The sequence below is a fragment of the Mesorhizobium sp. ES1-3 genome, from assembly GCF_020164795.1.
GTDB lineage: Bacteria > Pseudomonadota > Alphaproteobacteria > Rhizobiales > Rhizobiaceae > Mesorhizobium.
Genome location: NZ_JAIUGW010000042.1, coordinates 1 through 22,121, shown reverse-complemented (window position 1 = coordinate 22,121; position 22,121 = coordinate 1). Strand labels below are relative to the sequence as shown.

At 62.4% G+C, this 22,121-nt stretch carries 23 protein-coding genes and 1 pseudogene; 13 read left to right on the top strand and 11 right to left on the bottom strand.

Annotated features, from left to right (window positions below; genetic code table 11):
* The 6 genes from LB536_RS30115 to LB536_RS30090 all read left to right on the top strand — a co-directional run.
* Positions 1 to 375 (top strand): IS3 family transposase (locus LB536_RS30115; RefSeq protein ID WP_224598879.1); only part of this gene is annotated, 375 nt, incomplete at its 5' end.
* Positions 376 to 1,162: 787 nt separating this feature from the next.
* Complete coding sequence (locus tag LB536_RS30110; protein ID WP_224598877.1) at positions 1,163 to 1,570, top strand: hypothetical protein; 408 nt, start codon at positions 1,163 to 1,165, stop codon at positions 1,568 to 1,570.
* Positions 1,567 to 2,739: an ABC transporter substrate-binding protein gene (locus LB536_RS30105; RefSeq protein ID WP_224598875.1), complete on the top strand. Its 1,173-nt coding sequence runs from the start codon at positions 1,567 to 1,569 to the stop codon at positions 2,737 to 2,739. The genes LB536_RS30110 and LB536_RS30105 overlap by 4 nt, the downstream gene beginning before the upstream one ends.
* Positions 2,727 to 3,689 (top strand): PQQ-dependent catabolism-associated beta-propeller protein, encoded by a 963-nt coding sequence (locus LB536_RS30100; protein WP_224598872.1) that lies wholly within the window; start codon positions 2,727 to 2,729, stop codon positions 3,687 to 3,689. Before LB536_RS30105 ends, LB536_RS30100 begins: the two co-directional genes overlap by 13 nt.
* Positions 3,686 to 4,411, top strand: coding sequence for an ABC transporter ATP-binding protein (locus LB536_RS30095; protein WP_140813025.1), 726 nt, complete (start codon positions 3,686 to 3,688; stop codon positions 4,409 to 4,411). Before LB536_RS30100 ends, LB536_RS30095 begins: the two co-directional genes overlap by 4 nt.
* Complete coding sequence (locus LB536_RS30090) at positions 4,408 to 5,214, top strand: ABC transporter permease (protein ID WP_140813024.1); 807 nt, start codon at positions 4,408 to 4,410, stop codon at positions 5,212 to 5,214. Before LB536_RS30095 ends, LB536_RS30090 begins: the two co-directional genes overlap by 4 nt.
* Before the next feature lies 1 nt (position 5,215).
* Here the strand turns inward: LB536_RS30090 and LB536_RS30085 are convergent, their stop codons facing one another.
* The 10 genes from LB536_RS30085 to LB536_RS30040 form a co-directional block, all read right to left on the bottom strand.
* Positions 5,216 to 5,797 carry a c-type cytochrome gene (locus LB536_RS30085; RefSeq protein WP_224598870.1) on the bottom strand — a complete coding sequence of 194 codons (582 nt, stop codon included), beginning with the start codon at positions 5,795 to 5,797 and terminating at the stop codon, positions 5,216 to 5,218.
* Entirely contained in the window at positions 5,778 to 6,656 is an 879-nt protein-coding gene (locus LB536_RS30080) for a cytochrome c oxidase assembly protein (protein ID WP_224598867.1), read from the bottom strand. Before LB536_RS30080 ends, LB536_RS30085 begins: the two co-directional genes overlap by 20 nt.
* Entirely contained in the window at positions 6,653 to 6,871 is a 219-nt protein-coding gene (locus tag LB536_RS30075) for a hypothetical protein (protein WP_224598864.1), read from the bottom strand. Before LB536_RS30075 ends, LB536_RS30080 begins: the two co-directional genes overlap by 4 nt.
* A 122-nt stretch (positions 6,872 to 6,993) precedes the next feature.
* Positions 6,994 to 7,599 (bottom strand): heme-copper oxidase subunit III, encoded by a 606-nt coding sequence (locus tag LB536_RS30070; protein WP_224598862.1) that lies wholly within the window; start codon positions 7,597 to 7,599, stop codon positions 6,994 to 6,996.
* The gene (ctaD, locus tag LB536_RS30065) at positions 7,596 to 9,572 is read right to left on the bottom strand and encodes a cytochrome c oxidase subunit I (RefSeq protein ID WP_224598860.1); all 1,977 of its coding nucleotides are present in this window, start codon (positions 9,570 to 9,572) and stop codon (positions 7,596 to 7,598) included. The genes LB536_RS30070 and ctaD overlap by 4 nt, the downstream gene beginning before the upstream one ends.
* Complete coding sequence (gene coxB / locus LB536_RS30060; RefSeq protein WP_224598858.1) at positions 9,569 to 10,579, bottom strand: cytochrome c oxidase subunit II; 1,011 nt, start codon at positions 10,577 to 10,579, stop codon at positions 9,569 to 9,571. Before coxB ends, ctaD begins: the two co-directional genes overlap by 4 nt.
* Positions 10,576 to 11,109 carry a c-type cytochrome gene (locus LB536_RS30055; RefSeq protein WP_224598856.1) on the bottom strand — a complete coding sequence of 178 codons (534 nt, stop codon included), beginning with the start codon at positions 11,107 to 11,109 and terminating at the stop codon, positions 10,576 to 10,578. Before LB536_RS30055 ends, coxB begins: the two co-directional genes overlap by 4 nt.
* Positions 11,106 to 11,945, bottom strand: a complete 840-nt coding sequence (locus tag LB536_RS30050) for a substrate-binding domain-containing protein (protein ID WP_411908804.1) — start codon at positions 11,943 to 11,945, stop codon at positions 11,106 to 11,108. The genes LB536_RS30055 and LB536_RS30050 overlap by 4 nt, the downstream gene beginning before the upstream one ends.
* Positions 11,926 to 13,803, bottom strand: a complete 1,878-nt coding sequence (locus tag LB536_RS30045; protein WP_224598854.1) for a methanol/ethanol family PQQ-dependent dehydrogenase — start codon at positions 13,801 to 13,803, stop codon at positions 11,926 to 11,928. The genes LB536_RS30050 and LB536_RS30045 overlap by 20 nt, the downstream gene beginning before the upstream one ends.
* The gene (locus tag LB536_RS30040) at positions 13,800 to 14,576 is read right to left on the bottom strand and encodes a heme-binding protein (protein WP_224598853.1); all 777 of its coding nucleotides are present in this window, start codon (positions 14,574 to 14,576) and stop codon (positions 13,800 to 13,802) included. The genes LB536_RS30045 and LB536_RS30040 overlap by 4 nt, the downstream gene beginning before the upstream one ends.
* Before the next feature lie 946 nt (positions 14,577 to 15,522).
* Here LB536_RS30040 and pqqB point away from each other — a divergent pair.
* Genes pqqB through pqqE form a run of 4 tightly spaced genes read left to right on the top strand, consistent with a single transcriptional unit; the run spans position 15,523 to position 18,627 of the window.
* Positions 15,523 to 16,461, top strand: coding sequence for a pyrroloquinoline quinone biosynthesis protein PqqB (pqqB, locus tag LB536_RS30035; protein WP_224598852.1), 939 nt, complete (start codon positions 15,523 to 15,525; stop codon positions 16,459 to 16,461).
* Positions 16,458 to 17,213, top strand: a complete 756-nt coding sequence (pqqC, locus tag LB536_RS30030; protein ID WP_224598851.1) for a pyrroloquinoline-quinone synthase PqqC — start codon at positions 16,458 to 16,460, stop codon at positions 17,211 to 17,213. Before pqqB ends, pqqC begins: the two co-directional genes overlap by 4 nt.
* Positions 17,213 to 17,509 (top strand): pyrroloquinoline quinone biosynthesis peptide chaperone PqqD, encoded by a 297-nt coding sequence (gene pqqD / locus LB536_RS30025; RefSeq protein WP_140813012.1) that lies wholly within the window; start codon positions 17,213 to 17,215, stop codon positions 17,507 to 17,509. Before pqqC ends, pqqD begins: the two co-directional genes overlap by 1 nt.
* The gene (pqqE, locus tag LB536_RS30020) at positions 17,479 to 18,627 is read left to right on the top strand and encodes a pyrroloquinoline quinone biosynthesis protein PqqE (protein WP_224598850.1); all 1,149 of its coding nucleotides are present in this window, start codon (positions 17,479 to 17,481) and stop codon (positions 18,625 to 18,627) included. Before pqqD ends, pqqE begins: the two co-directional genes overlap by 31 nt.
* Before the next feature lie 42 nt (positions 18,628 to 18,669).
* On the opposite strand, the pseudogene LB536_RS30015 reads toward pqqE, so the two are convergent.
* Positions 18,670 to 18,821: pseudogene (locus LB536_RS30015) on the bottom strand (nicotinate-nucleotide diphosphorylase (carboxylating)); the annotation flags it as partial.
* A 142-nt stretch (positions 18,822 to 18,963) separates the two neighbouring features.
* Here LB536_RS30015 and LB536_RS30010 point away from each other — a divergent pair.
* The 3 genes from LB536_RS30010 to LB536_RS30000 all read left to right on the top strand — a co-directional run.
* On the top strand, positions 18,964 to 20,043 hold the full coding sequence (locus LB536_RS30010; protein ID WP_224598849.1) for a GSU2403 family nucleotidyltransferase fold protein: 1,080 nt from the start codon (positions 18,964 to 18,966) through the stop codon (positions 20,041 to 20,043).
* Between the two features lie 353 nt (positions 20,044 to 20,396).
* Positions 20,397 to 20,744 (top strand): hypothetical protein, encoded by a 348-nt coding sequence (locus LB536_RS30005; RefSeq protein ID WP_224598847.1) that lies wholly within the window; start codon positions 20,397 to 20,399, stop codon positions 20,742 to 20,744.
* A gap of 797 nt (positions 20,745 to 21,541) precedes the next feature.
* A partial coding sequence (locus LB536_RS30000) for an RNA polymerase sigma factor (protein WP_224598846.1) occupies positions 21,542 to 22,121 on the top strand: 580 nt, incomplete at its 3' end.

The window sequence follows — 22,121 nt, the reverse complement described above, 5'->3', positions numbered from 1 at the left end:
CCACGCTTCAAACTGGTGGACAATATGCTGACCAAAGCCTTCGCCCGGCTCGATGAGGACGAACGGCCAATCCTGCATTCCGATCAAGGATGGCAGTACCAGATGTCGGCATTCCAGCGCAGGCTGGAAGCCAGAGGCCTTGCACAAAGCATGTCACGCAAAGGCAATTGCCTCGACAACGCACCGATTGAGAGCTTCTTCGCCACGCTCAAATCCGAACTCTTCCATCCGGAAAGGTTCGAAACTGTCCAAAGCCTCGATACGGCCATCGAGCACTACATCGACTACTACAACCACCGCCGCATCAAACTGAAACTGAAAGGGCTGGCCCCTGTGCAATACAGGACCCAGCCCTTAAATCTACCAGATCAATGAACCGTCCAACTTTACGGGGTCAGTTCATTTGTCTGGGGCTTTTTTTATTTGCGCTCCGCAACCAGGTCGATCTCGTATTGAGGGCAGGCGGGGCCGCGCCGTCGGCGTGTTCCGCCATGCGCCCGACCCCGTCGGCTGGGTCCTGATGGGAGGGCGGGGGCTCGGCCTGATTGAGGCGAGGGGCAGAGACTTGCGATGTCACGCAACCAAGTCAGTTTGCCGGCATTAGTATCTAGAACGCGCCGGAGGAGGTCTATGCTACACGATAGCGTGCCCCGGGAATTTGAGATCGGTGACGAGGTCGCCTTGACGGGTACGGTCACCACCCTAGCGGACGCGCCAAGGTAAACATTCCATCGTATGACCCACCCTATTCGGTTGACCCGCCACCTAAAACCCGCGCTGGAGATAAGATCGTTCTCGTTGGGGACATCATCCGCATCGATCGCAAGGCCGAGAAGTTGACCGTGCGGATTGACTGCGGCGGCTTGATGCGCCGGTGGCGATCACCAGTTCGCCGAGCTGCAGCACCTTTCGCGTGCGATTGAGGAACATTCCTGGCGGCACAACGTTGGGAGAGCTCTGCCACACCCGGTGCGCTCGTGCTAATCTCGAACTTGCAATGTGAATGGCTCTACCGGGCCGATTGGCGCCACCTATCGCGGCGCGCGGTTCTTGCAGCTATTTCCTCCTTGGTCGCAGGTGGTGCGACCGCAGCCGCGCCCGAGCAATCGCCCACTGTGCGGTCTGGCGTGCTGGGATTTGGCGCAGCCGCCTGGAACTCGACATGATCCAGCGACATGGGCTGAACATTTCGCACGGCGTGTGTCTCGAGATGCGGCATCTTGCCGGCAAGCAGGCGGGCAAGACCGCACTGCTGGCGGGCAGCATCGATGGCATTATATTGGATTGGCTCTGCGGCACGCGCCCGCCCGGGGAAGGCGCCGGCCTCGTTTTTGTTGCGTACTCCAGGGCGGTTGGTGCACTTGCTCCCGCCGCTCTCCCCGTCCGACGGCTGGCGGATTTCAATGGCAAACGGCTCGCCAATTCGGGCCAAGTCTCACCGCTGGTGGACCGCATCGTCGATCTGGAGGGCTCGCCAGCAGATCTTGTGCGCGATGCCCGCATTGCCCGGGATGACGAATCGGCTTCACTGTGTGGGCCGGCCGGAGCGCAGGCAGGCGGAGCGGGATGAAACTGGCGCTGATCGTGCTGCTTCTGTTGGTCGCTGCCCCCGGCTCCGCGGCACCCCAGACGATAGTGATCGGCTATATCGGCCAGACGCGTACGCCACCCTTGCCTTTGGGACCGCTCGATCAGCCCGTCAGCGATGACGGACTGCAGGGCGCGCGGCTGGGCATCGCCGACGACGGCGGGACGGGGCGCTTCCTAGGCCAGCATTTCGAGCTCGATCAACGCGTGCTGAAGTCAGGCGAAGCGCCCACGGACGCTATCGCCAGCCTTGCTGCAAGGGGAGTCGCTTTCGTCGTGGCTGATCTCGATGCGGCCACGCTGAGCCAGGCGGTTGCAGCGCCCGCAGCGGACAAGATGCTGTTCTTCAACAGCCGCGCGCCCGACGATGCGCTCCGCCAGCAGGACTGTCGCAAGAACCTCCTGCATACCGTTCCAAGCCGTTCCATGCTTGCGGACGGCCTTGCGCAATATCTCGTCTGGAAGCGCTGGCAGCGCTGGTTCCTGCTCGCCGGCCCGCATCCTGCGGACCAGGCGATGGCGGCAGCCTTACGCCGTGCGGCGACACGCTTTGGCGCCGAGATCATCGTCGACAAACCGTGGACGTTCCGCCCGGCCAATGGCCGTGCCGACACCGGACATGTCACGCTGCAGACCGAGATACCGGCCGCCACGCAGGTCGGTGATTACGACGTGCTGGTCGTCGCCGACGAGGCGGACGAGTTTGGCGCCTATCTCGAAGGACGAACCGCATTGCCGCGGCCGGTCGCCGGGACGCAGGGGCTCGTTGCAGACGGCTGGAGCGCGGTCAACGAGGAATGGGGCGCAACCCAACTTCAAGACCGGTTTCGCAAGCAAGCCGGGCGCTGGATGACAGCTTACGACTACGCGGCCTGGCTTGCCGTGCGCAGCGTCGGTGAAGCGGCAACACGCCTGCGCAGCCTCGATCCTGCTGCGATCACGGCCTATTTGCGCAGCGGCGACTTCCTTCTCGCCGGCTTCAAGGGACAGGGGCTGAGCTTCCGGCCGTGGGACGGCCAGATGCGGCAGCCGATCCTTATAGCGACACCGCGACTGCTCGTCTCCAGTTCGCCGCAGCCGGGTTTCCTGCACCAGCGCACGCCCCTCGACACGCTGGGCATCGACTTGGAGGAAAGCGCATGCAGGTTCTGATCGCGTTCCTGCTGTCTCTGCCCATCCTGGCTGGACCAGCCGCAGCGGAGACGATCTACGTATCGAACGAGCAGGACAATACGGTAGCGGTGGTGGATGGCGCCAGCATGAGCCTGTCCACGACCATCAACGTCGGAAGGCGCCCGCGCGGAATGGCGCTTTCGGTGGACAAAAAACTGCTCTTCGTAGCAGTGGGCGACGACAACCGGATCGACGTTGTCGATCTCGCCAAACGGCAGGTGACCGGCCAGCTCCCCTCGGGAGCCGATCCGGAGTTTTTTGTCGTGCATCCCGACGGCAAACGGTTGTTCGTCGCCAATGAGAACGACAATCTGGTCTCGGTGATCGATATCGCGTCCGCCGAGGTTGTCGGTACGGTCGAGGTCGGCGTCGAACCGGAGGGCATGGCGGTCAGCGCCGACGGCCGCTACGTTGCCTGCACCTCGGAGACCACCAGCATGGTGCATCTCATAGATGCCGGTACGCTTGAACTTGTGGATAACCTCCTGATAGACACCCGCCCCCGCGCGGCGGCGTTCTCGCCGGATGGGAAGCAGCTGTGGGTATCTTCCGAAATACGCGGAACGGTGACCGTCTTCGACACTATGTCTCGTGCCGAGACCGGCAAGGTCCAGTTCGAGGTTCCCGGTATCCGCCGCGAGGGCGTCCAGGCGGTCGGCATGGAAATTGCACGCGACGGCGCCACCGTCTATGTGGCGCTGGGTCCGGCCAACCGGGTGGCCGAAGTCGATACCAGGACGCTGGCGGTGCGTCGCCTCTATCTCGTCGGCCAGCGGCCGTGGCACGTGGTGCTGTCCGATGACCAGAAGCGCCTGGTCAGCGCCAATGGCAATTCCGGCGACATCTCGTTCATCGATCTGGAAAATGAGGAGGTGATGAAGTCGGTGCCGGTGGGACGCGGCCCCTGGGGAGTGGTGATCGGTCCATGAAGGCGCTGTCACTCGAGGGTCTTGGACACAGCTTCGGAGAGCGGCGGGTCCTCGATGCCGTCTCGTTCTCGGTCGCGGAAGGCGGGATGTGCATCCTGCTCGGACGCAACGGCGCCGGCAAGACGACGTTGTTCTCGCTGGTCACCGGCCTGTATCATGCCCGATCCGGCCAGATTGATGTGTTCGGCCACTCCATGCGGACCAATCCGGCCGCCGCACTTGCCCAGATGGGTGTTGTCTTCCAGCAGCAGACGCTCGATCTCGATCTCACCGCCACCGAAAATCTGCGCTATCACGCCTCGCTGCATGGGCTGGAAACCGGCATCAGCGAAACGAGATTGCGCGAGGAACTCGACCGCCTGGGGGTCCTCGACCGGTGCGACGAGCCGGTCCGTTCGCTGTCGGGCGGTCAGCGGCGACGTGTCGAGATCGCTCGAGCCCTGATGCACCGGCCGCGCATCCTGTTGCTCGACGAGCCGACGACCGGGCTCGACGTGCCTGGGCGCAGGGCGATCGAGCAGCACATACGTGCGCTGTGCCGGGAACGAGGTATTGCTGTTGTCTGGGCGACGCATTTCCTGGAAGAGGTGTCGGCCGACGACGACCTTGTGGTGCTGCACAAGGGCAAGCTGCGCTGGGCCGGCGTCGCCCGCCGTGTTGCCGTGGATCTTGCGGTCGGCAGCTTGGCCGATGCGTTCGATGTGCTGACGGATGCGGTATGAGAAAACGTCACGCGGTGCGGGCACTTACAGGCATCCTGCGCCGGGAGATGTTGCGAACGCTTCGGCAGCGCGGCCGGCTCCTCTCGGCGATCGTACGGCCTTTGGTCTGGCTCGCCATCTTCGCCGCCGGCTTCCGCTCGGTGCTTGGCCTGTCGATCACGCCGCCCTATCAGACCTACGTGCTCTATGAAGTCTATGTCGTCCCGGGGTTGGCGGCCATGATGCTGTTATTTCATGCCATGGCGAGCTCGCTGGCGATGGTCCACGACCGTGAGATGGGCAGCATGCGGCTGTTGCTCACGGCACCACTACCACGCTGGTACCTGCTCGCCGCGCGGCTGCTGGCGAGCGTCATCGTCGGTCTGCCGCTGGTCTATCTGTTTCTGCTGATCGCACGTCATTGGGACGTGCGGCCGCCGGTTCTAGGTTATCTCGCGGTGTTTCCGGCGCTTGTCTTGTCAGGCCTGATGCTCGGCGCGTTCGGGTTGCTGGTATCGTCCATTTCGACGCAGATGGAGAACTTCGCCGGCGTGATGAACTTTGTCATCTTCCCCACCTTCTTCGCCTCGACGGCGCTTTATCCGATATGGCGGCTCGCCGAGGCGGGGCCGGTGCTGGCGATGATTGCCGCATGGAACCCGTTCAGTTCGGCGGTCGAACTGATACGCTTCACGCTCTACCTGCGCTTCGATCCCGTTTCCGCTCTTGTCGTTCTCGCCTGTTTCGTCGTGTTTTTCCTCGCCGCGGTGGTCGGCTACGACCCCGGGCGTGGCCTGTGGTCCCGGCGCGGCGGCGACGGCTAAATCATCTCAGAGCATAAAGGTAAGCGGCAATGTCGCGCGCCTGCTGCTCTGTGATCCTCGTCGACGGCATGGCCGTGTGCGGATTGATCTCCCTGGCCTCCCGTATCCAACGGATCAGGTTCTCCGGATTGTTCGCCAGCACGCCGCCGATAAAGACCCGGTCGGCAAGGCTGGCGTCGAGGCGCGGACCAACCTGGCCTTGTGCCCCCGGCACGCCTGGGATTGTATGGCACCCGGAGCAACCATTCGCCGTCATGATCGGAATGGCGCGCGCGCCCACGCCGCCGGTCGCCATGTCGGACTCGTGGAGAACACGACCGCGTCGGTCGGACCACAAGGCCGCCGCGGCGACTACCGCGGTCAGCAGCAGGACCGCGGCGAGCGCGCCGCCGATCTTCCTGATCAGGCCGGAGCGCGCGGATTGCCCCCCTGAGTGGCGCGCGTCCACGCCGGTTGCCATGTCCGAGTCGTGGCGAGCACGATCGCGCCGGTCGGACCACAAGGTTGCTGCGGCGACTGCCGCGGTCAGCAGCAGGACCGCGGCGAGCGCGCCGCCCACCATCCTAGCCAGGCCGGAGCGCATGGCTTGCCTCCCTGATTCCGCTCTTGCTTATCCAAAGGCCGGCAAGCAGCAAGGCGGCTCCGCCATAGATCAGTCCGGCGGGAATCCACATCACCAGGCCGGCGAGCTGCTGGTCCTCGATCGGAGTCAGACCCCAGAGTGCCGCGCCAGCGGCATTCTGCGGGTACCAGAGTTTGGGCGAGAACAGCAACAGCACACCAAGGAGACCGGTGTGCAGCGACGTTAAGAAGAGATGCATGACCCCGCTGCCATAAGCCCGCTGGCGGCCGGCACGCGGCAGAATCACCCACCAGAACAGCAAGGCCGTGCCGAGGAAGCTCGCATGCTGGGCATAGTGCAGCACGCCCTGCTGAAGTGCTGCCTCGAAGAGGACGGGGACGTGCCAGACCCAGATCGCGATACCGTGGATGACGGTTGCGTTGAGGGGGCGACTGGCAACGGTCCAGACCATCCGGAAAATGTTGCCGTGCGTGAGCCTTCCCGTCCCTTGGCGGAGCGCGGCCGGCAATGCCCATATCAAGGCTGCGCCGGGGCAGGCGGCGACAAGGAGCGGCGCAGCGACCGCCATCAGCAGTTCATGCTCGATCATGTGAGCGGCAAACACCCGTTCGCCAAGCGCATGGACTGGGCTGACCAGCGCTCCGGTCAGCACGCCCCAGCCGGCGGCGAACAACAGCGCCTGTCGCATCCGCTCGGGGCGGCCCCTCATGCTGCGGCGCCACAGCCGGCGTGCTCCGACCGCATAGGTGAGCGCGATTGCCGCCAAAGGGACCGAGATGGGAAACGCAAGCGTCCATCCCGCTTCGGGCGCGCCGGCGCCATAGCAGACCGAAGTCGAGAAGAAGGCCTCGAAGCTCATCGCAGGCACTCGTCGAGAATGAGCGCGGCGCTGCCTTGCATGACGATGACGAGGGCAAAAAGCAAAGCCGCAAGAATGCCGAGATCGGCGACGAATTGCTCAGTGGTGCGCGCGCGCTCCGCCTTGAAAGCCGCGCCCCCCTGCCGCCTTGCCCGCCAAGAAAGCATGCCGCCGAGAAGCGAAAGCAAGGCCAGCAGCAATGCGATCGGAAGCACGACCGGAACCTGGCGATTGCACTGCCAAGGAACAAGCGCGTAATTCAGCTGCGTGGAGATCGCCCAAGCCAAAGGCCCCGATAGAAGGCCACCCCAGGACGTTCCCAACCGGAGCGCGCGCATCAGCCCAGCCTCGGTACCCAGTAGATGAGCAGGTAGATCGGGATCCAGATGAGCACCACGAAATCCCAGTAGAAGACGTTGTCGCCCACGTCGCCGAAACGCCGGCCGCTATATCCATGGCGTGTGAACATCAGCACAGTCAGCACGATCGTGTCGCCCACATCGGTGATCAGATGGGTGGTGTGCAGCCCAAGCAGCACCCAAAGCATCGAGCCGTATGCGTTTGTGTCCCAATAGATATTCAACGCCGGGAACTCGAACCAGCGCACCACGAGCGGAGCGAGACCGAACAACGACATCACAATCATGCCGATCCGCACCGGTACGATAGCGCAATCCTCGGCGTAGCGATTGAGGATGTGGTTTGGCACAAGGCTGGCGACCAGCAACAAGGTGACGACCGTTCCCGGCCAATGGTTTGGTTCCGGGGCGCTCAGACGCCAGTTGGGCCATGACATCGCAAGGTAGAGATAGGCGCCGGCGGCCAGCGCAAAGCCCGTCCCTTCCAACGCCATGAAGCCGAGCGTGCCCCACCAGGTCGGGCTGCGAGGACCATGGCCAAACGTAGGGAGGGCGGAAAGGTCGGTGACGGGCCGCTGGTTCATTCCTCGTCCTCCGGATCGCCCTTGGGCCAGAACCAGCCGACCAGCGTGAGCGCGATCGGCACGGCGCCCCACACGATCGCCCACGGCGTGAAGATCGAGTAGAGGAAAGTGGCGCCCACGGCGATCGCCGCCAACAGCGGCCAGATCGATGTCGTCGCCGATTTCTCGCGGATGTCGGGATGGGCCTCCGCCACCGTCGAGATGAGCAACTCGCGGACATCGACGCGTAGGCCGGTAGCGACCGGAAGCGTCTCTCGTTCGGCCCACAGCGGCTCGACGTTCGTCACGATCGGAATGCGCGTGAAATTATAGCTCGGAGGCGGCGAGGACGTGGCCCATTCCAGGGTGCCCGCGTCCCAGGGATTGTCCCCGGCCGGTGCCCCTTTCAATGCGCCATGTATAAGGTTGAAGGTGAACAGCACGAAGCTCAGGAAGAACAGCATCGCGCCAGCGCTGATGAACAGGTTGATGTTGCCCCAGCCAAGCTCCGCCTGATAGGTGTAAACCCTGCGCGGCATGCCCCACAGACCGACAAGATGCATCGGGAAGAAGGCCGCGTTGAAGCCAATGAAGGCCAGCCCGAAATGCCAGCGTCCTAGACGTTCGCTCATCATGCGTCCGGTTATCTTGGGGAACCAGAAATAGGCCGCGCCCAGCAGCGGGAATACCGATCCGCCGATGAGCACGTAGTGGAAGTGGGCGACGACGAAATAGGTGTCGTGCACCTGGAGGTCGAGCGGCACAGAGGCGAGCATGACGCCGGTGAGCCCGCCGATGACGAAGATGAAGAAGAAGCCGAAGACGAACAGCAGCGGCGTGCGGATCACCGGTCTACTATCCCACAAGGTCGCCAGCCAGCAGAAGATCTGCACGCCATTGGGGATGGCGATCAGCATGCTGGACGCCGTGAAGAAGCTCGCCCCGAGCTTCGGCAATCCCGTCGCAAACATATGGTGCACCCAGAGGCCGAACGACAGGAAACCCACCGAGATCAGCGACAGGACCAGCCCGAGGTGGCCAAACGTTGGTCGCCGGGCAAAAGCAGGAATGATCGAGGAGACCATGCCTGTCGCCGGCAGGAAGATGATGTAGACCTCGGGATGGCCAAAGAACCAGAACAGATGCTGGAACAGCAGGGCGTCGCCGCCCTCGGCTGGATTGAAAATGTGGGTTCCGACAAGCCGGTCGAGAATGAGGAAGGTTGAGGTGATCATGACTGCCGGCATGGCGAAGACGACGACGAAGGAAGTGACCAGCAGTGCCCATACATAAAGCGGTATCTTGTCCAGCGACATGCCGGGCGCACGTTGCTTGAACACGGTGACGATGGTGGCGACGGCCACCGCAAGCGACGATACTTCAGTATAGGTGATCATTTGCGCCCAGACATCGGCGCGCTTGCCGGGGGAAAATTCCGGTCCGGATAAGGGGACATAGGCGAACCAGCCGACATCCGGCGCCATGTTGAGGAGGAATGAGATCCAGGCAAAGGCCCCGCCCGAGACGTAGATCCAGTAGCCGAATGCATTGAGTCGCGGGAATGCGATGTTGCGGGTGCCGACCATCAGCGGCACCAAATAGATTCCCGTTGCCTGCATGATGGGCACAGCGAACAGGAACATCATGGTGACGCCATGCATCGTGAACAGCTGGTTGTAGAGGTCCGGCCCGATCAGCCCGCGCTGCGGCCCCGAGAGTTGGACACGCATGGCGACAGCGTTCAGCCCGCCAAGGCACAGGAAGAAGAAGGCCGTGATCAGATAGCGCCTTGCGATGACCTTGTGGTCGACGCTCGACAGGGCGCCGATGATGCCGGGCGGCGTGCGCCATGCCCGGGTGAGCCAGCGGTGGAGGCTGGCATTGTCCATGCCGGTATCGCGCGGTCCGTCAGGCTCGGGAGCCAGGTCGCCTTTGCTGGCGGTCTCGCGTTTCGGCGGCAGGTCGCGTTCGCTGGTCAGATCCGCGCTGCTCATTTCAGACCCTCGAGATAGGCGACGATGGCGTTGAGTTCGTCGCCGTTGAGCTCCACCACGGGCATGTGGGAACCGGGCTTCACGCCTTGCGGGTCCGCTATCCAGGCGGCGAGATTTCCTCGGCTCATCGTCAAGGTGCCGGCGGCGAGCGTTCGCCGGCTGGCAATATGCGTCAGATCCGGCGCGACGGTTCCTCCTGCTGGAGTGCCCCCGATCCTGTGGCACATCACGCAGGGACGCCGGAGGAACAGGTCCTCGCCAGCCTTGGCCTCGTCGCTCGCTGGAGGGCCAGACGGCTGCAACTGGTCGTTCCACCAGGCGTCGAACTTTGCCCTCGGCTCGGCGATGATGAAGGTGCCCATATTCGCATGCTGCGCACCGCAGAACTCGGCGCACTGGCCCCGATATACGCCGGCCTTGTCGGCCCTGATGTCGAGCACATTGACGTGGCCGGGGATGAGGTCGAGCTTGCCGGAAAGGCTCGGGACCCAGAAGGAATGGATCACGTCCGTCGATGTCAGCAGAAGCCGCACGGGCTCCCCGACGGGGACGTGGATCTCGTTCGCCGTGGTTAGGATGCGGCTTGGCGTGGCGTCTTCGTAGCGCACCTCCCACCACCATTGGTGACCGGTAATCCGAATGGTGAGTGCGGCGTCGGAACCGATCGCCGCAAGCGTCCTGTTGGCGAAGAAGCTCAGCAAGGTTAGCCCGACCACGATCGCTGCGGTCAGCCCGACGGCAATCACGACAACGCGCAACTTTCGACGGTCGGCGCCGGCGTCGAGCACGAGCGGCTCGGAACGTGCGCGAGCCCGCGTCAACAGTGGCGCGGCAAGGGCGATCATAACCATGACCCAGATCACCGCGCAAAGCGCGGTGAAAAACCAAATGAGCCACGCCAGCTCACTGGCAGCGGGACCTTTCGGGTCGAGCGCCGATTGCCATCCTGAGCATCCCTGCAAAAATACGCAGGCCGTGCCGAACCCGGTTGACGCAAGGCGCTTCACGGTGACTTCCCCAGCGTGGCTGCATCCGGCATGCGGTTTTCCGAGGGATGCGGCATCATGTCGTCATTGCGTTGCGGCGCGGCGGATGAGGGTGCTTTGCCACTCAGCGAGCGGACGAAGGCGGCAAGCTCCCAAATCTGGTCGTCGGGGATTTTGTCACGGAAGCTCGGCATCCCTTTTGGCCGTCCGTCCCGGATGGTAGCGTGGATGCTCTCAATCGAACTGCCGTAAAGCCATTTCTGGTCCATCAAGGCCGGCCCCATGCCGCCGCCGCCATTGGCATGACAGCCTGAACAGTTGAACCAGCTGAAGAGGCGCTTGCCCTCGCTGAGGTGGAAGGCATTGGCCTCGAAGCTGGCTGCCTTGTTGTCGCTGGCGGAAGGCCGCTGTCCACCGGGTTCCAATGTCGTCACAGGCATCGGCTGCTCGCCCGATCCGAGCGAGGACTGCGGGCGTGTGTCCCGCTCCTCGCGCTGGCATGCCGCAAGCGTCAGCAGCGTAAACAGGAATATAGCGGCGCCGTGCCTCATCGCACTGGGCTCCCGGGGCCATCGAGGCGCGGCACGCCATATTGTGACAGCAATGCGTCGATGTCTGCCTTGTGCCTGGCCAGCGCGCCGTTCACTTCGCCGCGCAGCGCATCGTCCTCGCGCCGAACGCCCATCGAGATGTCGTAGATCATGGGCAACTGTGGTCCGTCGATGCGAGGCGTGACCGGCGTGATGCGGAGCGGCACTCTCTGCTTCTGGGCGAAATAGCCGGCGAGCGGACCCCAGACAACGGCAAGATCGATGTCGCCGGCGGCCACCGCTTCAACGATGCGCGCCGGAGGGTTGGGTGCGGAGTAGTCGCCATAGACGGGATAGCCGACGAGATGCCCGACGATGCCGCGGCGGCCGAGCGCCTGGACGGGAGGCGAATTGACACCGTCGTCGCCGATGAGTTGCACGCCGATCCGCATATCGCGCAGCCGCGGATCGTTGAAGGACGCCACATCCGGGCCGTCCTGGCGGGTGACGAAAACATAGGAGGACCGATAATAGGGTGTGGTGGTGCGCAGCATTTCGAGATTGGCCGGCGTGCCGGGCACGAGATCGCAAAGGCCGGCCTTCAGCGTGTTGCGCACGAAGCCGCGGCGCTGTGCCCACCAGGTGTAGGTCAGCTTGGCGCCGAGATCGGCGGCAACGATCTCAGCGATCTTGTTCTCGAAGCCTTGGCCAGCGGCGTTGGAAAATGGCATGTTGTTCGGGTCGGCGCAGACCCTCAGTTCACGGGCATCGGCTCGCGCCGGCAAGAGCAGCAAGGCGAGCGCGGCCATGCCGAGCCCCAGGCGCGCGGCCCAGTGTTCAGGGCAGCCGGAACACATAAAGCGTGCCTCCCGCCGTTGTGGCGTCCTTTAAATCCTTCATCGCGTTGACGAAACCGAGCGCGGCGGTGGCGTCGCGCGGATCGAGATCGCCGGATACGATGGCGCCGGCCCAGCCGCCGACACCCGACAGGATCGCCACATATTGATGTCCGTCGGGACCTCGATATGTGATGGGCTGGCCGATGATGCCGGACCCCGTCTTGAACTGCCAAAGCAGATCCCCAGTCTTCGCGCTGACCGCCTTGAACCAACCTTCCATTGTCCCGTAAAAGACGACGTTCCCGGCGGTCACGACCGTGCCGCTCCACACCGGGAAGTTCTCCTTGAGACTCCAGGCGGGTTTCTCCGCCGCGATGTCCCAGGCGGTGAAGGCGCCCCGGTTCCCCCCCGGCCCGGGGATCATGCGCACGTTCATGCCGACATAAGGCGTGCCGGCGATGTAGTTCACCTCGACGCCTTCTTCGTCCATGCACAAATTATTATGCGGGATGTAGAGCAGCCTGGTTTTCGGCGAGAACGCAGAAGGCTGCCAATCCTTGAGTCCCGACGCGGTCGGGCAGATGTCGCGGACGACCTTGCCTGTCCCGGTCTTCTTGTCCGGGTTTTCGATCAGGCGACCGCTCTTGAGATCGACACCCTTGCTGGAATTGACGGGCCCGAAAGGCTTCGCCGACAAAACTTCGCCGGTGGTCCGGTCGAGGATGTAGAGATAGCCGTTGCGCTCGGGCCGGACCAGCACCTTGCGCGGCTTACCCTGCCAGTTCATGTCGAGCAGGATCTGCTCGTTTATCCCGTCATAGTCGTGGAGGTCGTGCGGGCTCCATTGGTAGAACCATTTCGCCGCTCCGGTATCGGGATCGCGCGCGAAGATGCCTGACGTCCATTTGTTGTCGCCCGGCCGCAGATCGGGGTTCCACGGTCCAGGATTGCCGGTGCCGTGGAAGATTAGGTTGAGATCCGGATCGTAGGAAATCCAGCCCCACATATTGCCGCCACCGATCTTCCAGGCCTCCGGGGGCCATGTCGTGACGCCAAGATCCTTGCCCTTGTCCATGTCGTAATGCGGCTTGAAGTCCGGGCCGATAAGCACGTCCTTGTCAGGCCCGGTGCCGTAGGCCGTCCAGACGACGTGACCGTCGCCGGCGTCGAGCGCCTTGACCCAGCCACGAACACCCATCTCGCCGCCTGAATTGCCGACCAGCACTTTGCCTTTCACCACCAAGGGCGCCATGGTGATGGTCTCGCCGATGTTGATGTTGCCGATATGGGCGTTCCAGATCGGCTGACCGGTGTTCGCGTCGAGCGCGATGGTGTGCCCGTCCAGTGTGTTGAAGAAGATGCGTCCGCCTGCGAATGCCGCGCCGCGATTGACGACATCGCAACAGGCAACGCCTTGCGCCGCGGGCTCGGGATTGGGTTCGAACTTCCATTTCATCGGCGCACCCGGCTTGGTGAGATCGAGCGCGTAGACGACGTTGGGGAAGGGGCTTACGATGTACATCGTGCCGCCGACGACCAGCGGTGCCGCTTCCTGGCCCTTATTTATGCCGGTAGAGAAGGTGAAGGCTACCTGCAGGTTCTTGACGTTGCCGTCGTTGATTTCCGTGAGCTCGCTGTAGCGGGTCGATGCGTAGTTCTTGGCCGGCATCGTCCATTGCCCGTCGTCAGGCGGAGCGGCGGAAGCAGGCGGCGAGATCGCCGACGCTGGCGGAGCTTCCGAAGCAGCCGTCAGCAAGGGAGTGCAAACCAGCAGCAACGCCGCTAAGAAGCTCTCCAGACGTTTTCGCGAGGCCGCTGAGCGGTTGGTGCGTACCGCGTCGACGCAAGGTACTACGGACTGCGCTGTTTGCTTCATTTTGGCGTCGAACCTCCGACGCCGGAACCCAGTTCGGCCGCGACATCGGCCTCGGTGCCCGCGCATAGTGGGTGCCCCCAGCCAGAGGCGCTTTTCCCGCCGGGATCGAGATCATAGATGATGGCATCCTTGCGGTTGGGATTGACGCCCGCCGGGACCTTGTCGAAGCCGAGGGCCGCGCGAACGCGCCAGGCGACATTGTGGTCGGCGCAGGAGGAATCGCCACTGACGCCAAGCGCGCCGACGATCGTCTTGCCGTCATAAAGAGCCAGGCCCCCGCCAAACACGACGACGCCGCCGATCGGCTTTCCGATCAGCGGATCGTCGGCGCTGCCGAAAGTCTTGACATCCCCGGCATAGGCTGCCGCCTGATTGAGGGGGTTGGTGGCCTGCAGCCCGAACAGCGGCCCACCGGGTTGCGCGCCGGCGTAAAGGTTCGCCGTTGAGAGAGCCATGCTCGCCAGGCTGAGCCCATTGGCCGTATTCGCCTTCTCGGCCGCGATGAGCCGGCTGCCGGGCCATTGTGCATCGACGGTGGGCCCACTGAAGGCAACGGCGCAGACCGTCCCGTCGCGGGTGACGACGGCCGCCCATTCATTGGTCTCGAGGCCACCATTGGCCGGGCCACCGCTTGCCTTGACATTGGCCTTCAAGGCAGCGAGCAGCTTGTCGTGATCGGCAGGGCACGGTGCCTGGGCTTGCGCAGGATTTTGTGCCAGCCCGACAATGGTAAAGAGGCACAGCGCTGGCAACGTAAACTGGCGACGGTCCATGGCTCCTCGAAACACCCTATCCACGCGAGCTGATCCGCTCTGTCGCACCGAACAAACAAAGCGCTGCTTTGTTCCTGAAGCAAGAACGAGGGAAGAATTGCAGGGCGGCAGGTGCACGAGGCCGAAGGCGCACAAGGCGTTGCACGTGCGAGCGACCCGCGAATTCAAAATCACACCTCGTGAGCCCAATTCCCGGGGTGCCGCTCCACCTCGGGGCGTAAGACCTGGATGCCGCCAGACGCTCCGAGATCGCAACCTGGGAACAAGCTGAACTGCCCTGCGTTGGACAGCCAAATGGAACAGCTTCGATCAGATTTGGCGGCGATGGCGCAACCTGGCTACTGGTTGGCTATGGTGCTTTTGCTTATTCCTTACGGAGTGGGCGTGTTCTTGCTGGTCAGGACGTGCCACTGCCTTTGACTTGATCCGCGGGCCTTGAGGTGCCGAGCGCCGCGGCAAGGGCCGAATTCGGCTTTCGCCTTTCGCCGTTACGCCCCGGTGAACTCGGTCGATAAAAACAGGACGGCGATGAAGGAGAGGAACCGACCTTGAGGTAGACAGTTATGTTTTGTTCGCGATTTTTTGGTCGTTTCAGAAGCCGCGTTTCATTTGTCCATTTTTCACATGATGGACGAGCCATTGCATACGCACTGGCGCTGATAACCGGCCCCTTTTCGGGCTGGCAAAACAGGAGGCTGCGATGAAGAAGAGCTGGAAGAAACCAACTATGTACCAGATTGCTGCGGGGTTCGAAATCTCGCGGTATCTGCCTGCCGAAACTGCTCCCAGGAAGTAGGCCGCAAACGGGCATGTCGTCGGCAACCGGAGCATGCGCCTTGCCGCGTGGGGTCTTCGCAATGGGCATTGCCGCGGGGAGTGCGGGCGCCAAGCCGTCTAGCGCCGAGAATTTCGTGCCGCTCAAATGGGCCGCCGAGCAGGCACTGCCATGCGCGTGAAGATCATTGGATCCGCGGCGGGAGGCGGCCTTCCGCAGTGGAACTGCAACTATCGCCTGAGCCGTGCGGCTCGCAGCGGGATGTTAGGCGTGCATTCACGAACACAATCATGCGTTACCGCCTCGGCGGACGGGACAGGCTGGGTTCTCTTCAATGCATCGCCCGACATTCGCCAGCAGATTGCGCAAACGCCTGAACTGCAGCCCGCGCTCGATGGGCCGTTGCGCTCGACGCCAATCCGCGCGGTGGTGCTGACCAATGCCGACATAGATCACGTCGCCGGCCTGCTCAGCCTGCGTGAACGGCAGCCTTTCGCGATCTACGGCACGGCGCAGGTACTGGCGACGCTTGAGGCCAATGCGATCTTCAATGTTCTCGATCCGGCGATCGTGCCGCGACGCCTCCTAGCGCCAACCGAGGAGCTGGCGATCCGCGATGCGGAGGACGGCGAGACAGGCATCGTCGTTGACAGCTTTCCGGTGCCCGGGAAGGTTGCGCTTTATCTTGAGCAGGGACGCGACCCCGGCGCCGACTTCAGCTCCGACACCGGCCACACGATCGGAGTGCGTATCACCGAGGCCGGCAGTCGCGGCGGCGTTTTCTACATCCCGGGCTGTGCGCGCATCGATGGCGCCCTGCGCGCTCGCCTGACCCACGCCGCCTGCCTTCTGTTCGACGGCACCGTCTACACAGACGACGAGATGATCGCTGCCCGGGTCGGCCAGAAGACCGGTGCGCGCATGGGGCACATCGCAATGTCTGGAGAAGCAGGTTCGATTGCTGGCTTGGCCGATGTGAAGATCGGCCGCCGTATCTTCGTCCATATCAACAACACCAACCCTGTTCTCGACGAGAATTCCGCCGAACGCGCGGCGGTCAAAGCGGCGGGCTGGGAAGTCGCCCGCGACGGGATGGAGATCGAATTTTGAGAGATTTCCACGATGCGGCCAGAGGCGGCCTGTCCAAGAACGAGCTCGAGGCCGTGGTGCGGCAGGTCGGTGACGAGCGCTATCACAACCATCATCCTTTCCATCACAGAATGACCGGTGGCGCCCTGTCGAAGGCCGAAATGCAGGCCTGGGCGCTGAACCGCTATTGCTACCAGGCCGTCATTCCGCGCAAGGACGCCATGATCCTGGCACACGCCGAGGACCCGGCGTTTCGCGCCGCCTGGCGCAAACGCATCGAGGACCACGACGGCGAGGGCGGCTGGAGCGGCGGCATCGCGCGCTGGCTGCATCTGGCCACCTCGCTCGGCCTCGATGCCGAAGCCGTCAAGAGCGAAAGGCTGGCGCTGCCGGCGACACGCTTTGCGGTCGGCGCCTATCTCTCTTTCTGCACGAACCGGACCTTGCTCGAGGCGGTCGCATCGTCGCTAACCGAGATGTTCTCGCCACTCATCATCAACGAGCGGGTGCCGGCGATGCTGGCCAAGTACGAATATATCACAGAGGATACGCTGGCCTATTTCAGCTGGCGGCCCGAACAGGCATCGCGCGACGCTGAGTTCGCCCTCGCCTACGTGCTCGGCCATGCCGACACGGCGGAACGCCAGCAGCAGACGATCGATGCGCTGGTGTTCAAATGCGATATACTCTGGGCCATGCTCGACGCGCTTCAACATGCCTATGGCGCGCCAGGAAACATACCGCCCGGCGCCTTCCGCCCAGAGGCAGTCTGATGATGGCGCTGCGCGAAAGAGCCCTGTTGTCGTTGCAATCGGTGCCATCGCTGCCGAAGCATGTGCGCATACAGTACGACGTCGTGCGGCAAGCCTTCGCCGTGCTTTCGCCGGAGAAGATATTCTGGCCGAACGAGATCAGCCTCGACATATTGCGCCGCTGCGATGGGCGGTCCACGGTCGATCACATCATCGCCGGTCTTGCCTCCGACTATGACGCCGATCGGAAGGAGGTGGCGGCCGACGTCATCGCGTTCCTGCAGGAATGGTCGGACAAGCTGCTGGTGAGGCTGTGAGCGAGCCCATTCTCCCTCCGATTGGCATGCTGGCGGAACTGACACATCGCTGCCCGCTTCAGTGCCCTTATTGCTCCAATCCGCTCGAATTGCTGAAGGCCAATCGCGAGCTCGACACGCAGACTTGGCTCGATCTCTTCTCGCAGGCTGCCGATCTCGGCGTTCTCCAGGTGCATCTATCCGGCGGCGAGCCGACGCTGCGTCGCGACCTCGAGCTACTGATCGCCGGACTCTCGGCGCGCGGCGTCTACACCAACCTCATCACCGCCGGTATCAACATTGCCGAACGCCGCATCGAAGCCTTTGTCCAAGCCGGCCTCGACCATCTGCAACTGAGCTTTCAGGGTGCCCGTCAGGCGACCACCGACCGTATCGGCAACCACAGCGGCAGCCATGAAAAGAAGCTGGAGACTGCACGCCGCGCCCGCGCCGCCGGCCTGCCGCTCACCATCAATGCACCGATCCATCGCCACAACATCGAGGAAGTGCCGGAATTCATCGATCTGGCCCTTTCGTTGGGTGCGGAGCGGCTAGAGATCGCCAACGTGCAGTATGCCGGCTGGGCTTTGGCTAATCGCAATGCGCTGATGCCCGAACGTGCCGCGGTCGACCGGCAGATGGAGATCGTCGCGGCGGCGCAGGAACGGCTTGCCGGCATCATCAACATCGATTTTGTCCCGCCGGATTATTTCGCTGTTTATCCCAAGCCGTGCATGGGCGGCTGGGCGCGCGACGCCTTCATGGTGACGCCCGACGGCACCGTGCTGCCGTGCCACGCCGCGCAGACCATCCCTTCGCTCCGCTTCGAACGTTTCGGGCCGAACTCGCTCGCCGAGATCTGGACCGATTCAGCTGCACTCAATGCCTTCCGCAGTACCAAATGGATGCAGGAGCCTTGCCGAAGCTGTGAGCGGCGCGAGCTCGATTGGGGTGGCTGCAGATGTCAGGCAATGACAATTGCAGGCGATGCGGCTGCAACGGATCCAGTCTGCATTAAGTCGCCGATTCACGCCCGCATGGCCATGCTCAGCGGCGAGATTGGGCGCACAGCGAAACCTGCCTCGGCGGACGAAGCCTTCATCCATCGTCAGATAGGAATTGTGACTGAACGCGCTTAGAGGGCGTTTGGAAATCGGAACATTGTGATTTCGGCCGCCGCTGGCGTCCACTCCCACTTGTAGTGCCATCTCAAGCTGATCGAGCGTGTCAACCTCGACCTCGATCTTCACCACGTGACCAACCGCGCCGCGCGCCCGCTCGATTGCGGTGCGGATGTCGTGGCAAGGGCGATGTGGTTGTCCTTGATGAGCACCCGCCATCGATCGCCGCGCCTGCATGGTTGGCGATTTGGCAGCGTTATAAGACCTCTGCAATTGTCTTATAACGTCACTTGCGTGGCATGAGCTCATGCCGTTATAAGAGAAATGCATTTTTCTTATAACGGAGCCGAACGCATGAAGACGGTCGATCTCGTTTATCGCACGATGTATGCGGAACTCGATCAGCGCTGTCTTGATGCATCGTTCGTAACCGACTTCTCCACGGGCAATTTCGTCCGGGTTCCGGTGAAGGGGCGAGGCTATTGGTATTTTGAGGAAACCCAACCCAAGAAAACGCGGAAGTATGTCGGCCCGTCCGACGATCCCGAGATCGCGAAACGCGTTGAAGCCTTCCAAGAGATCAAAGAAGACCTCCGTAGCCGACGGAAACTCGTCTCCACGCTGACTCGCGAAGCAGGGCTGACTGCACCGGACCGGTTCACTGGCGATGTCGTTGAAGCCATCGGAGCAGCAGGAATCTTCCGCCTAAGAGCCGTGCTCGTCGGTACGGTTGCTTTTCAGACGTATGCGGGACACCTCGGCGTAAGATTGCCTGGTGCTTCATTGCAAACCGGCGATGCCGATTTCGCGCAGCATTACTCGATTTCGTCGTCAGTCGAAGACACCCTGCCGCCGATCCTGGAAATCTTGAGAGAGATTGATCCAACCTTCAGGGAGATCCCCCACAGATCGGACCCCGGACACAGGACCGAATTCGAGAATGCAACGAGATACAAGGTCGAGTTCCTTACGCCGAACCGTGGATCCGATGACTACACCGACCACGCCAGTCCGATGCCAGCACTGGGCGGAGCTTCGGCGCAGCCCTTGCGCTTCCTCGATTTCCTGATCCACGAGCCCATCCGGACCGTGATGCTGCATCGGTCAGGGGTGCCTGTAACCGTGCCGTCCCCGGAACGCTATGCAGTTCACAAGCTCATCGTCGCCTCTCGCAGGAAATCAGATGCAAACGGCGTCGCCAAGCGCGAAAAAGACGTTCATCAGGCCAGCCTCCTCGTCGAGGCACTGGAGGCGACCCGTCGCAAGGATGACCTTGCAACAGCGTTCTCGGAAGCGTGGGGGAGGGGGCAGCACTGGCGCGAGGCGATGCTGAAGGGGCTGGGCCTGATGCCGCCGAAGAAACGACAGGAAGTTGAGGACACAATCAAAAAGGCCCTTGTCGAGATCGGCGAGCAGCTGGACGGCTTCGACTAGGTCGTAGCCAAAAGGGCAGACCCGAAAGCCGCCCTTGTCGCTTGGATTGAGGAAGACCAGCTTTGATCAGGATCGCTTACGAGGGAGTACTAGCTGTGGAGGTCTGTTCGCCGTATGTTCGTCCAAAATCGCATAATTGGCAGTGTGGAATTGATTTGTGGTAGCGTTAACCGGCTCGTCGCGCTGCGGTGTTCGCCTGGATTCTCAACTTTTCAAGCCAGGCTCGGCACATCGTTTCAATGTGATCGATGAGGTCGCAGACGCGCTCTGCGAGCCACTGACGCGCTTCCTGTGTGATCTCGAAATGTTGGGGCTAGCGGGCGATCGGAGCACGCATTTTTTACTCCGTGCGATTGGCCGACGGGACGGACATCCGCTCGACCGCCGAGGCCAATCTTCTCGATGGAGTGCAGCGAGGGAAGGAGCGCGTTTCGTTTCCGGAACTCGGCAATGACTGCTGTCGCGATCGGCAACCCGTGATCGCCATCGGCCGCCGCATCGATTGCAGCCAGGGCGCGTTCAAGGAAAGCGGATGGAGTGTCCAGACGAAATCCTCTGACACCGCACCCATGGATGGTTTGATCCTGCGTGCGCCAAATGATGCGGCAATCGCGGTTGCGAAGGCCCTCAAACGCTGGCGTCAAATTCGAAGCGTCCAAGCCAACGGGGACGATAAGCGACTTCATTTTGAAGAAGGCTAATTAAGCGAAATTTGTACGCATTCGGATATGCCATTGCGCACAGATCCGCTTAGGAACATGCTCAATCTTCACCGGCTCTTGCCCTCCAAAAGCCGGTGCAGCCCGGCCTGCAGAATCCTGTGTCACACGATGAGCAGGCCGGGCTATTGTCCCTTTGTGCGTGGTGCCAGATGACTGACAATTTCGGTCACGCCTTCGAGGTAGCTATGATCCTCGTCATGGCCCTTGCGGCGATTGGGATCGTCCTGGTTGTCATGGAAATCTTCTGAAGGACGCTATCTGAAAAAGCCCCGGTGCTTGGGTCTGCACCGGGGCTTTTGACATGTACGCTTTACATCAGCATGTCCGCTTATCAGCATGTGCTGATATGGTGAAGGAATGGTGAATAGACTCTGGCCGGCTTTTCATGCGCAACGTGCTAGACAGGATGATGAGCAAAAAGCGCGCCTTCGTCGTCTACTCGCCGCCTATGAAGGGATTCCCGTTCTTGGCCGTGACCCTTGATCCAAACGGAACCGCTATCGCCAGCCCATTCGGCACCGAGTATGAGGCAGTGGCGCACATTCGAGAACTCGCCGCCGCGCATGGACATGGGACCAAGCACTAGGGCTAACCCTTAGTCTCTTCGCGCTTCCGGCGCACACGCGCACGGCACCTGCCTGATCACCAAATGCATGCTCGGCGTTTTTGACACGGACATTGATCTCAGGCGCGAATTCCTGTCGTCGATTCCAGTGTGACGAATTCGGGAACCCTTGTTGTCGAGACCCATCTATTGAAGGGCAAGGAGACTGCTCATGTTGTACGTTCGACGAGACGCGACCGAAATCATCGCTGCGTCTGATGACCTGGAATTGGCACGGCGCGCCATGGCGCGCGACGGCGCTGCCTTCCGCACCATCATCAAGACGCATAACCAGCGGCTTTATCGCATCGCGCGCGGCGTAGTGCGCAATGACAGCGAGGCGGAGGACATCGTCCAGGAGGCCTATGTCAGGGCCTTTGCCCACCTCGAGAGTTTTCGCGGCGACGCCTCGCTCGGCACGTGGCTGTCGCGCATCGTCATCAACGAAGCGCTTGGCCGGTTGCGTAAAAGACGGCGAACGGTGACGATGCCCGACAACCCCCAAGCCGAAATCATCCGGTTCCCCCTCAACCCAACCGACGATCCGGAGCGGACGATGGCGCAACGGCAGATTCTGGCCCTTGTCGAACGGGCGACCGACACCCTTCCAGATCTTTACCGGATGGTGTTCGTGGCACGGGTGATCGAGGGCCTGAGCATTGAAGAGACGTCAGGACTACTCGGCGTGCGCCCCGAAACTATCAAGACCCGCCTGCATCGCGCCCGCGTCCTGCTGCGCAAGGCGCTGGACG